General features: G+C 44.8%; 9 protein-coding genes. 2 read left to right on the forward strand and 7 right to left on the reverse strand.

Features of this window, described 5'->3' with window-relative positions:
• Window positions 1-127 precede the first annotated feature (127 nt).
• The 4 genes from OCU50_RS08280 to OCU50_RS08295 form a co-directional block, all read right to left on the reverse strand.
• Complete coding sequence (locus OCU50_RS08280; RefSeq protein ID WP_060467942.1) at window positions 128-1276, reverse strand: lipocalin-like domain-containing protein; 1149 nt, start codon at window positions 1274-1276, stop codon at window positions 128-130.
• Complete coding sequence (locus tag OCU50_RS08285; RefSeq protein ID WP_060467943.1) at window positions 1266-3719, reverse strand: ABC transporter permease; 2454 nt, start codon at window positions 3717-3719, stop codon at window positions 1266-1268. The genes OCU50_RS08280 and OCU50_RS08285 overlap by 11 nt, the downstream gene beginning before the upstream one ends.
• A complete protein-coding gene (locus tag OCU50_RS08290; protein ID WP_017057568.1) occupies window positions 3700-4371 on the reverse strand; it encodes an ABC transporter ATP-binding protein in 672 nt (223 codons plus the stop codon). The genes OCU50_RS08285 and OCU50_RS08290 overlap by 20 nt, the downstream gene beginning before the upstream one ends.
• Before the next feature lie 122 nt (window positions 4372-4493).
• A complete protein-coding gene (locus tag OCU50_RS08295; protein ID WP_060467944.1) occupies window positions 4494-5867 on the reverse strand; it encodes an MATE family efflux transporter in 1374 nt (457 codons plus the stop codon).
• 96 nt (window positions 5868-5963) lie between these two features.
• Between OCU50_RS08295 and OCU50_RS08300 the strand changes: the two genes are divergently transcribed.
• The gene (locus OCU50_RS08300; protein WP_060467945.1) at window positions 5964-7394 is read left to right on the forward strand and encodes a DUF2867 domain-containing protein; all 1431 of its coding nucleotides are present in this window, start codon (window positions 5964-5966) and stop codon (window positions 7392-7394) included.
• Between the two features lie 168 nt (window positions 7395-7562).
• Here the strand turns inward: OCU50_RS08300 and OCU50_RS08305 are convergent, their stop codons facing one another.
• The 3 genes from OCU50_RS08305 to rsuA all read right to left on the reverse strand — a co-directional run bounded on the left by OCU50_RS08305 (window position 7563) and on the right by rsuA (window position 10298).
• A complete protein-coding gene (locus OCU50_RS08305) occupies window positions 7563-8222 on the reverse strand; it encodes a DUF2913 family protein (protein WP_060467946.1) in 660 nt (219 codons plus the stop codon).
• A complete protein-coding gene (locus OCU50_RS08310; RefSeq protein WP_060467947.1) occupies window positions 8222-9439 on the reverse strand; it encodes a Bcr/CflA family multidrug efflux MFS transporter in 1218 nt (405 codons plus the stop codon). Before OCU50_RS08310 ends, OCU50_RS08305 begins: the two co-directional genes overlap by 1 nt.
• A gap of 163 nt (window positions 9440-9602) precedes the next feature.
• Window positions 9603-10298 carry a 16S rRNA pseudouridine(516) synthase RsuA gene (gene rsuA / locus OCU50_RS08315; protein ID WP_060467948.1) on the reverse strand — a complete coding sequence of 232 codons (696 nt, stop codon included), beginning with the start codon at window positions 10296-10298 and terminating at the stop codon, window positions 9603-9605.
• A 97-nt stretch (window positions 10299-10395) separates the two neighbouring features.
• Between rsuA and radD the strand changes: the two genes are divergently transcribed.
• The gene (radD, locus tag OCU50_RS08320) at window positions 10396-12138 is read left to right on the forward strand and encodes a DNA repair helicase RadD (RefSeq protein WP_060467949.1); all 1743 of its coding nucleotides are present in this window, start codon (window positions 10396-10398) and stop codon (window positions 12136-12138) included.
• Window positions 12139-12203 lie beyond the last annotated feature (65 nt).

The raw sequence follows: 12203 nt of genomic DNA on the forward strand, positions 1-12203 counted from the left end.
CATAATGTTATTATTCCCCATTAAATAAGTATAGATGAGATAAACGAAGCTGTATTCACAATTTTTTACGCCGGACGGAAATCATTAACATAAAAAAAGGCTATCAAATGATAGCCTTAGGTGTTTTCTAGTAGCCGGTTAACTGCATAAAGCCTTTCGCTTCATGGCTGCCACTCGCCATTATTGGTCCTTCCCAATAAGGTATAACAAAAGGTAACCACATATCTCTGCGTTGGATACGTGTCGTAAGGTTGATATCGTACTGTGGCACGTTGATTATCCACTGTAATGGCATTCTTCTGCCATTCAATAACGTCGTGTTCTGCAGAGGCTTAATAGAAATATCAGAATCCGTTAATTGGTAGACTTTACCTGAACGTGTGGCTAATGTTCCAAATACATAAGGTAACTGTTGGTTATGGCGATAGCGGCTAATACTCAGTGCTGTACCATCATCAAGGTTGAAAACAAACCAGTCCCAGCCTTGCTGCCCGACGCCGAGCAAGCCACTGCCCCACTCTTTGTGTACCCATGCCGTACCTTTAACTTCCTTGGTAACACCATCTAGGTTCAACACACCATTCAATGATAAAAAGGGGGCACTAAAGTTGTAAGACGCAACAGGCAGTAAGTCGTGTTTTTTCTGATACCCATGCTCATCATTGAGCACATAGGGCCCTTTTGCCACGGTATCCAGTTCAAGACCAAATGTATCCGTTTTGACTTGAAGACGACCAGGGAATGGTGTGTTAACCAGTGAACGCCAGTTCCAGTTATCAATCCAGATTCTAAACGGACGATTGGTCATTCCAGCTTGGCCAATACCACCACGCGCCAAACGCTGCTCTTTCCAGACTTTAGATTCAGAAGAGATCACTACATTTGAAATATAGATCTGTGGGCTTTGCCATCCCGGAGTCTCGCGTTCATCTGTTGCTATACGAAAGAAACTCCATTGAACCGAGTACTTTTTACCATCTTCCCCTATCAACGATGCAAAGTAGTGCCACCATTCGTGTTGAAAATCTGGATGAAATGAGAAATCTCGCGGTAAAGAAACGTCTCTATCTGGCAGCACTGGCTCAAATACATTGAAGTGCTCACTAACCAGCACCGAATTGACTTCATTGACTCCCTTTTCACCGGCATCAACAAAATATGAGTAATAGGCCCAAATACCGACAAGAGCACCGAAAAAACTGACTAATAAAAGAGAAGAGACAACTCGATGTCTTAGTTTAGTGGTGTGATTCCGTTGAGACATATTAAAGCGCATCCCTAAGTGATTTCATCGGCGTGTTCCGAATCATTCTCATAACAGGTAAAGCTCCAGCAAGCATTAATGCTGTCATTGCCCACGCAAATGTCACCAAATAATCCCATGGAATCACTTGCAACTCGAGTGACCAACCAAAAGATTGCTTAATAACAATATCAACAATCAAACTTGCTAAAGCCAAACCAAGCGGAACGGCTATCAAAGAGGAAATGAGTCCAAATACAAACAATTGTAAACTACCAGTTAAAATCAGTTCTTTTGCAGATACACCTAAACACCGTTGCAAAGAAATGTGCCTTTGACGCGACACCTCCCCTGCGACAGTAGCAAAGAAGATCCCGAAAACCGCAATAACTAAAGTAATGTTACCTAATGTGTCGGCAATCGCGAACGTTCTATCAAACACTCGCATGGCTTGGCTGTGGATATTGTTATTGTCGAAAATACGTTCTGAGCCTAATCGAAATATACTCTCTAATCGGCTGCGTAAACCTACAGAATTCACATCATCTTCTAATATAACGCCAAGCCCTACATTGCCTCTGCCTGCAAATCCATACAACCAGTTTCGATGTGACATCATTACCTGATGATAAGGATTGCCATAATCGTAATACACACCAACAACCTGCCAACCGGAACCTAGGCTGTCATAAAGGTCAATGTAGTCCCCAGGACGAATGCCCAACTTTAAAGACATCGACTCGCTGATCAACACGCCTCTAGAATGGTGTAAATGGTACCAATAATTTGGTATACCTAACTTAATCGTCAGTGCTTCCAGTTCACCCTCAGAGGAGCCAGTACTCACCATTTGAATGCTACCGACAGGTGAAGCGAGATCTTTCTCCCAGCGCCACCACACAGACTCTACTTCAGGTTGTTCTGACAACCAACTACTCATACGAGCTGCTGCATTGTTGGTTGGGTAGATATATAGATCCGCCGCCAAACGTTGTGTTAACCATTTGTCGGTGGTGTCCCTAAAGCTTCCAACCATGGTCTCAACACCAATATTTGCCGTTAATGCCAACATAAAAGCCATGGTCGCAACACCACGATAGCTCATGCTTGAGGCAGCATCAGCGAAGAACCAACGAGCACGAACCCAACGTAAAGAATAAGAGAGGCTATTGAATAGCTTCCACATCAAGAAAGGTGTAAACAGAGCCACACTAATCAGCATCAGAGCGATAATAGCAAAACCCGACTCTTGGGTCTGGGGAGCTTGATACACAGCAACAGCCGCCACACAAAAACCACAACCAATCAAGGCCTGCCAAGTAAACTCAGTACCAGCAAAACGCATCAATGAAAGCCGAGAGGTCAAACGAATAGGTTGAGACTTAAGTAAACGAACCAACGGCCAAGCGCAAGCTAAGAATGCACCAAGCAATGCCATTAATAAGCTATAACCACTCCAACGCCAACTCCAGCTTAATGTTAAACCAACATTAGCATCATAAAGGTCGCCCAAACTTGAAGAAACAGCGGGTAACAATTGGTTAGCGAGCATCACGCCAAATATATTGCCGCATATCCAGCTCAGTAGAACCAAAAGCAACAACTCTAAACAAAGTGCTTTTGTTAACTGCCACCCTGAAACACCGGTTTGTCTTAAAATACCGACTAACGGTTGACGCTGAATAAAAGAGAGCGACATCGCTTGGTAGAAAATAAATAAACCGACCACAAAAGACAGCATACCCATCGCGGTCAGGTTCATGTGAAAAGCACTGGTCAGAGACTCAAGCTCCGCCTTCGAACTACGAGAAATAGTCAATCCATTTGGTAATATATCTTTGAGTCGTTCAAACTTCTCCGTTGGCATGTCTGAGCACGCAATCACCGAAAGCCCAGAACTGCGTTTGAGCATTCTAAGCAAAGAAATATCCGCTATGAGACGAGTACCGTTGATCAGGTTATTTTGGTCAACGACGATTGGCCCTAACTCAGAGCCATCTATGAGATGGATATAATTCCCATTCGTCCACCCCATATACTCAGCAAGATCATTACTAACAAGAATTGGGTATGGTGGCTTCATTAGGTTTAAAGTCGTGAGGTCTTTTAAGGCAGTACCAGGCTGAAGTTGGAGCATAGACACGGGGTCTAAACCAGTCAGCATAAAGTTCGCCCCGTTTTCATCAGTGATACGATGATAGTCAAAAGGAGAGCACTGCTGAAATCCATCACGGCGAAGCTGAATATAAAAACCTTGTGGAATTTTATTGGCGTTGTGTTTTGGTCGAATACGGTAAGGAAGAGGATTTGAAAACAGTCGCTCGCCATGGGTATAGCTTTGTTTGGCATGTTGGTTGATTGCTGTAACACCAACCAGTAGTGAGACGCCAAGGGTTAAACCAAGCCATACCAAGATAATCTGAAGAGGGTAACGTCGATAGTGACCAAGTAGCGCTTTAACTACGGGCCATAACATGCAATTGCCCTCCTTGCAGACGGATTCGACCATCCATGTGTAACGCCACTTTTTCACTGTGAGTGACAAGCAACAGTGTACATTCTAATTGACGAGTCAACGAAGTCAGTAAACGCATCACCGCTTCTGCATTTCTCTCATCCAAACTACCCGTTGGCTCGTCAGCCAATAAGATTTTGGGTTCCATATACAAAGCTCGAGCAATCGCTGCACGCTGTTGTTGACCACCAGACGCCTCTTCTGGGTAACGCCCGAGTAAAGGCATTAAATCGAGAGCGGATAGAATTTGTCGCCACAAACCTTTATCTTCAGGTAAGCCCTTTAGTTGTCGGCAAAATCGGATGTTATCAGCTATGTTAAGCGTTGGAAGTAAATTGAATTGCTGAAAGATGTGACCGATATTATTTCTGCGATATGCGGTACGATTGCGCTCAGTCGAATCATGCATATTGAAGTTAGGGAAAGCGATTTCACCAGAATCGGCAAGGTCTAAACCCGCAATAAGATTCAGTAACGTACTTTTACCAGAGCCGCTTTCGCCCATTAATGCCAACTGGTCACCTTGGTTTAACGTTAACTCTGCACCTTGCAAAACAGGGTGAAATTCCCCCCCATCGACATAGCCTTTACATAGGTCTGAAAGCTTTAACATTAAACCGCTCACATTAGTTAGAATTTGGAAGAAGAATCTACACTAATTCCCTGTTAGGAGGAAGTATTTTGAAAGATAGATCACACGCCAATAATAAAGTGATGTGATAGATGCGCTCTACTTCAATTTTCTATTAAATTTTTAATCCATTTCCTTGTTTTTACCCGATAGAGCGAACCGCCCCATTTAATCACCTCTTCAGTTAAGAACAGTAAATACACCCACTCAGGCGTGAACTTGAGATAAATAGCGGCGATCGCTGCCAATGGAATACCGATAACCCACTGAGCAATCAAGTCTTGATAGAGACAAAACTTAACATCCCCTCCTGCTCTCAGTACCCCTACAATGACCGTCATCGGAATTGAGCGAAGCACAATCCCTACGCTTAGAATCAGAATGAACTTTTCCGAAAGGGCTCTGGTTTCCTCAGTCAAAGCGCTAAACGAATTCAGTATTGGCGTTTGCATAAAGTAGAGAAAAATCGCAACAACAATACTGGTCAAGAAACACAAAATCGTTAAGCCCAAAGCTTGATAGTAAACTGCTTCATTGTGCTTAGCACCAAGTTGATTTCCAACCAAAACCGCAGCCGCATTCGACATGCCAATCAATAGGCTCAATGAGATAGACTCAACCGGCGTCATGACTGACAGTGCAGCCAAACCTTGAACGCCCGATTGTCCCATGATTGCGTGATAAGCAAAAAGGCCACCAGCCCAAGCTAAGAAATTAAACGTCGTCGGCAACGATAACTTCAGAAAACGAACCACTTTTTCAACGGTCGCTGCCGCTTTAATATCGCAGAATTTAAAGGCTAATAAATGCTTAGAGAAATAGAGGTAACCAAACAAGGTCGCCACTTCAATAGCCCCACTCATTACCGTCGCAATCGCTGCGCCTTTTATACCAAGAGCAGGAAAGCCCAAATGACCGAAGATCAGTACCCAGTTTAAGAACACATTAGAAAGGATGCCAATACCACTAAAGAAAGTACTGATACCCGGTTTATGCATCGCTCTTAAGCCAACAGCCATGCTGCTAACGCACGATACCGCCAACATGCTAAATGAGGTAATAACGATGTATTCCATACCCAAATTAATGACTTCTTGAGAGTCCGTGGTCACGCCCATGATTTGCGCAGGGAAAGAGACAAAGAAAACAATAGTCAGTAACGCAAACAACGTCGAGACCAACCACGTTAGTGCCGTGCTTTCCCTCACACCTTGTTTGTCGCCCGCTCCCCAATATTGTGCGGTCAACAATGCGCCACCCGTGGTCACACCCACCAACATAATGGTGGTCACAAACATGGCACGGCTTGCAACACCGACTGCGGCAATGTCAGCTTCTCCAAGCTGACCCAACATCAACACATCCACTAAGCCTCGGCTTGAAAACATAATGCTCTGTAAAGTGATAGGCAAAGCAATCGCAATAAGCCTACGAACAAAATCACCGCGAGTGTGATGAAGAATGGAAGAGAGCAACATAGAGATACCTAAACGGAACGTATTGATGAATAAAGATAAATATCGCGCTATTATATCAATGTTCGGTTTTTAACCACAGAGATAAATGGAGTAACAATGAAGAAAGTACTGGTTTTAGGCGCTTCTGGATATGTTGGTTCACAACTCCTCCCTCTCCTGCTTGAACAAGGCTACCAAGTCACTGCAGCAGCAAGGCATATTGACTATTTAAAGGCAAGAACCCAACCTCACGACAACTTATCACTCGAATACCTTGATCTCGCCGATCAAGCGGCGACGCAAGCATTAGTGCCTGATTTTGATCTTATCTTCTTCTTAGTTCATGGGATGGCAGAAGGCCATGATTTCATTGATTACGAACTCAGCTTAGCGCGTAACTTTATTTCAGCGCTTGGGCCGAAGAATCAACACGTTATCTATCTCAGCTCTCTTCAGCCTCAAACCGGTGACTCAGAACACCTTCAAGCCAGAAAAAAAACCGGACAGCTACTTCGAAAAGGCCCCGTTCCAGTAACCGAGCTCCAAGCTGGCGTCATCATTGGCCCCGGCTCTGCGGCATTTGAGATCATGCGAGATTTCGTTTACAACCTACCCATCATGATTGCGCCAAAATGGGTCGACTCCAAAGCCAACCCAATCGCCTTGCAAAACCTTAACCACTACTTGCTGAAACTCGCACAGGACACACCCAATGAAAGTCAAACGTTTGAGGTTGGCGGACCTGATATTGTCTCTTACCGAAATCAGTTTGCTCATATAGCCAAAACAGCCGATCGCCCACTGAGGCTTTGGGCAACATCATTACTAACGCCTCAAATCGCTTCCTATTGGTTAGGCGTGGTAACTTCTGTCCCTTCAAATATAGGCAGAGCACTTCTTGCAGGCTTAAAGCATGACTTTATTGCTAGTTCGACGACCATAAGAGAAATGTACCCTCAGAAGCTTATATCGTTCGAGAGTATGGTTGAGCAAGCCATTCACGCTGAAGGAAATTTCGTTAAAAGTAATGTCTGGGGCTTCGATAAAACCGCGTTCAAACGATGGCAGGCTGGGTATGGCTACTACCCCAAGAAAACTGGTGCAAGCATCACTTCAACCGCGTCACTGGAATCACTGTGGGATGTCGCACAGCAGATAGGCAGCCCCAAGCAAGGTTATTTCTTTGCTAACGCTTTATGGCGCACACGAGAATGGCTAGATGTTCTGTTTGGTGGCGGTATACCCGTTCGACAAATGCCTGAAGGCCCAAACTTAAAAGTCGGTGACAAAATAGACTCGTGGAAAGTCATTCGCTGTGAAGAAAACCAGTTCTTATCTCTACTTTTTGGTATGAAAGGCCCAGGGTTAGGGAGACTGGAAATTACGGTATCTGACCAAGATGACTGCCGCGAACTGAACATATCAGCTTGGTGGCATCCAAAAGGCTTTTTAGGATTGTTATATTGGTTCGCAATGATGCCAGCCCATCTGTTTATCTTTAAGGGCATGGTGAAGGCGATTGAGAAGCAGGCACAAGAGCAGGATTAGAAGCGGATACAGGATTAGAGTAACGGGATGAGAAGAGATTAAAAGCAGATTCGAGTGCCGAGATGCGAAAAGACTTAACAGCAAATTTGCGACACGCGCTATGAGAGGCACAAAAAGAGCGGATAATTCCGCTCTTCGTATCTCTCATCTCGTATCCCGAATCCGCGACTAGCCAATAAAGCTAATTGGAATCTCAGCCAATTGATTACCTTGGTTTGCAGGATAAACGATATATTCACCGTGGTACTTCACCGCAGACTTGTAGTCCGTCACTTTGTGAAGCATAAAACCCGCTTCCATCGCCGCTTGAATAAACTCAGCGTGGTTTCCGCGAACAAACCAGTTCATTGGCTTAACCATCAACTCGCCGTCGAAAGAGTCGTCACACTGTTTGCCACACAAGGCAAATGAGTGCTCACCATCGGTAAAGAATTGGATTTTTCCACCAGTGGTTAGCTCGTCTTCGCTTGATACGCTCCAACCCATCTCGTACATCTTGTCCATAAACGCTTCAACATCGCTGTCTTTTAGCGCTTTCGGTTCCTCGCCTTCAGGGAAAAACTGACCGTAGAAAGCAGAGATACGTTTGAAGGTAAAGGTTAAATCAGAGTTGTTACCCTTTGAGCGCCCCTGCTTTTGCCAGCGAACTAAGTCCGGCACAATCACGCGATCGTAAGATTGAGCCTTAATCGCTTTGGTTACCCAACGAACCAGGTAAAGGTTGTTTGCAATAGGTGCGTCAATCGCTTTACCTGACTTATGCAGAGCGTATAACTCACCTAGCGCATCATTCACTAACTTCTGAATTTCAATATAGTATTTTGACATTATGCCTTCTTTCCTAATGTCCAATATAGTAATGCTGACATTACTGCACACGCAGCCATTACCATAGCCATAGACCCAGCACTGTCACTTGGTAGCATCGCAACGATCGCTCCAACGACAGAACCAGTACCAAATCTTAATGTTCCCGCAAGCGATGAAGCCGTGCCTGCCATGTTTGGATAACCACTTAGCAATAGACCCATGGAGTTACTACCAATTGTAGAAATAGTGCCAATAAACAGCATCACAAACGGCACAATACCCCAAAGCCCGAGATCCAATGCCCAACCGGCCAGTAAACCCACGCCAGCCAGTAATTGAATGACTAGCGCTGTTCTCAGCATGGTATGAGAACCGACCTTTTTAACGATTCGACCATTGATTGTCGTCATTAGAATCATCGCAACAATATTCAGGCCAAACAGATAACCGAACAGGTCAGGACGTACGCCGTAGATATCAATGTAGACAAAAGAACCTGCGGTTAAGAATGCAAACATCCCAGAGAACGAGAACGCACCCGAGAAAATCAGGCCCATAGCGGTCGGGTTTTTACATAAACGAGCGTAATTGCGAATCGTCGTTTTAAAGCGCAGTGGCTGGCGATTTTCAACAGACAGTGTCTCAGGGATTTTGATCATTACCGCGAGGATCACAATCACCGCAAAAATAGCTAAGACCCAAAAGATTGAACGCCAGCCGAACCACAATGCCAAGTAACCGCCAATCATAGGTGCGATAAGTGGCGCAACCGTCATCACCAAGGTAACGAACGACATCGTTCTTGCGAAATCTTCACGGTCAAACATATCACGCACAACGGCTTGGATAATGACCGCCGCCGCCGCCCCTGCAAAACCTTGAGCAGTACGAACTAACGTTAACGCTTCAATGCCATGAGTAGTGGCACTCACAACAGACGCAATCGCAAAGAAGAAGACACCAATCAGTAGAACTGGCTTTCGACCATAACTGTCGGCTAACGGGCCATGTAACAACTGACCTAACGCAAAACCTGCGGTGTACGCTGTGAGTGTGATTTGTACTTCACCCGCTGTTACGCCGAGATCTTTGGCGATCGTTGGCATTGCGGGCAGGTACATATCGATGGCGAGTGGTGTCAGTGCACCAATCGCACCCAGAACCAAAAATAGCATCCAACCTAACTGAGGAGTTTGTGGTTGTGAATTTGGGGTCTGTTGGGTAGACGTTTGCATAACTCTCCGACTAAGTACGAGGTTTATGTGAGCAGGAACATTCGCACAACAATACACGAATATGGGCATAACAATAACAAATAGGAATAATGGCTGAAACTGTCCTAGTACCAGTCAACATCATCAGCCGACACTATCCATGGTCGGCCATACAACGAAAGGGTTACTTCCAGATAGAATCAACTTCTTCTTGCGTTAGGTAACGGTATTCACCTAATTCTAAAGATTCGTCCATCTCAATTTCGCCAATACGCTCACGGTGTAGTGCTTCTACCTTGTTACCAAGCGCCGCAAACATACGTTTTACTTGGTGGTATTTGCCTTCGTGAATCGTTAATAGAACTTCACGCTCTGCACGAACATCAAGATGTGCAGGAAGTGTTAGGCTATCTTCACTCTTAAGCTGAATACCTTCTTTGAACTTCTCAATGTAGTCAGCTTCAACAGGATCAACCAACCACACACGGTACGTTTTTTTGCATTTATGCTTTGGTGATGTAATACGGTGGGACCACTTCCCATCATCAGTAATCAACACAAGGCCAGTAGTATCAACATCTAGACGACCAGCAAAGTGTAGCTTGTCCATTTTGATTTCATCAAGCAATTCAAACGCGATACGATTTGCGCCATCTTCATGCGAACAGACAAAGCCTTCTGGCTTATACAGCATGATATAACGTGGACCGTGAACATGCAGTTCATTCCCTTGCCATTCTACCACGCACTCTTCAGTTACCTTAAGTGAGCCGCTTTTTTGAATGACATCATTCACTGTCACTGCTTTTGATTTTAATAAGTGTGTTGCTTCTCTTCGCGTGACGCCTAATGCATCGCACAGAAATTTATCTAAACGCATGAATACCTCAACTAATCTAAGTCAGGTATTATAGTCACCTTTGCTCAATTAGTTGAGCTATTTCACACTATTTGTTTTTCATTTTACAAGATGCGATATGTATACACTCCGCCCGTACCAAGCTGACTCCGTAAAATCAGTGATTCATTACTTCAGAAAACACCAAACTCCAGCGGTTTTGGTACTGCCAACCGGGGCAGGCAAAAGCCTTGTGATTGCTGAACTAGCAAGGCTTGCGAAGGGCCGCGTTCTGGTGCTGGCTCACGTTAAAGAACTGGTAGAGCAAAATCATGAAAAATATGAAGGTTATGGGTTAAAAGGCTCAATTTTTTCTGCTGGTTTAGGCCGCAAAGAGACCGACCAACAAGTGGTATTCGCGTCGGTTCAATCCGTGGTTCGTAACCTCGATTCATTCTCCAATCAATTTTCACTTTTAGTTATCGATGAATGCCACCGTGTGCCTGACGAAAAGAATAGTAGCTACCAGAAAGTAATCACTCACTTACGTGAAAATAATTCGGGAATTAAGGTCCTTGGATTAACAGCGACCCCTTATCGTCTTGGTATGGGATGGATTTATCAATATCACACCCGCGGACAAGTGCGCTCAGACGAGCCACGTTTCTTTCGAGACTGTATCTTTGAGCTGCCCATTCGTTACCTACTTGATGAAGGCTTCTTAACCCCTGCCCGCATGATAGATGCGCCAGTATTGAGTTACGACTTCTCGCAATTAAAGCCAGCAAGCACGGGCCGTTATAAAGAAGCCGAGTTAGACATGGTGATCGAGCAATCAAAACGCGCTACACCGCAGATTGTCGACCAGATCATTCACCTAGCCCAAGACAAGCTCGGCATCATGGTATTTGCCGCCACCGTTCGACACGCGCAAGAGATCCTCGGTTTATTGCCGGAAGGTGAAGCATCGATTGTCATTGGTGATACACCTACGTTAGAACGCGACCAAATCATCAATGACTTCAAAGAACGTAGAATCAAATTCTTGGTCAACGTGTCAGTTTTGACAACAGGTTTTGATGCACCGCATGTCGATTTAATAGCCATATTGCGCCCCACAGAGTCCATCAGCTTGTATCAACAAATTGTTGGCCGAGGCTTACGTTTATCTCCAGGCAAAAAAGAGTGTTTAGTGCTGGATTATGCAGGCAACAGTTACGACCTTTATCAACCTGAGGTAGGCGATCCAAAGCCGGATTCCGACAGTGAGATCATTACGATTCCCTGCCCTGCTTGTGGCTTCAACAACAATTTTTGGGGCAAACTAGACAGTAATGGCTTCTTACTCGAACATTTTGGTCGTAAATGCCAAGGCTACTTTACCGATGAAGACACAGACGAACGCGAACATTGCGGCTACCGTTTCCGTGCAAAATACTGCGGTGAATGTGGTGCCGATAACGACATTGCTGCGCGAATTTGTCATGAGTGCGATGCTACTCTGGTTGACCCAGACAAAAAGCTTAAAGAAGCACTCAACCTAAAAGATGCCTTGGTGTTTGAGTGTTTGGAAATGGATCTCAACGTGCTTAAAGATGACAAAGGAAAATCACAACTTAAAGTCACCTACCGCGGCGAAAACCAGGCACAAGTGCATGAGTTTTGGTCATTAACTACCAAGAAACAGAAGCAGAACTTTAAGGATCAGTTTGTTCGCCCCCACCTTGCCGACAGACACAGGCCATTTGAAGAGTCCTCACCTACAAAAGTGGTTGCTCACCAACATAGATTCCGCCCGCCTCAATTCGTGATTGCACGCAAAGTTGGGCGCTTTTGGAAAATGAGAGACAAGATATTCGAAGGTGAGCTTCAGCAGCGCTAATACCTCATTTTTTGAGAACCTAAAGCTCATAATTAATCAGGTTCACTTTCTGTTCAGAATTACTT

The sequence above is a fragment of the Vibrio toranzoniae genome, from assembly GCF_024347655.1.
GTDB classification, from domain to species: Bacteria; Pseudomonadota; Gammaproteobacteria; order Enterobacterales; family Vibrionaceae; genus Vibrio; species Vibrio toranzoniae.

Bases quoted from the DNA above. Each gene is read 5' to 3' on its own strand.
- OCU50_RS08310 (WP_060467947.1), bottom strand. From the start codon at position 9,439: ATGCAAACGTCTACCCAACAGACCCCAAATTCACAACCACAAACTCCT.
- OCU50_RS08285 (WP_060467943.1), bottom strand. From the start codon at position 3,719: ATGTTATGGCCCGTAGTTAAAGCGCTACTTGGTCACTATCGACGTTAC.
- OCU50_RS08300 (WP_060467945.1), top strand. From the start codon at position 5,964: ATGAAGAAAGTACTGGTTTTAGGCGCTTCTGGATATGTTGGTTCACAA.
- OCU50_RS08295 (WP_060467944.1), bottom strand. From the start codon at position 5,867: ATGTTGCTCTCTTCCATTCTTCATCACACTCGCGGTGATTTTGTTCGT.
- radD (WP_060467949.1), top strand. From the start codon at position 10,396: ATGTATACACTCCGCCCGTACCAAGCTGACTCCGTAAAATCAGTGATT.
- OCU50_RS08280 (WP_060467942.1), bottom strand. From the start codon at position 1,276: ATGCGCTTTAATATGTCTCAACGGAATCACACCACTAAACTAAGACAT.
- OCU50_RS08305 (WP_060467946.1), bottom strand. From the start codon at position 8,222: ATGTCAAAATACTATATTGAAATTCAGAAGTTAGTGAATGATGCGCTA.
- OCU50_RS08290 (WP_017057568.1), bottom strand. From the start codon at position 4,371: ATGTTAAAGCTTTCAGACCTATGTAAAGGCTATGTCGATGGGGGGGAA.
- rsuA (WP_060467948.1), bottom strand. From the start codon at position 10,298: ATGCGTTTAGATAAATTTCTGTGCGATGCATTAGGCGTCACGCGAAGA.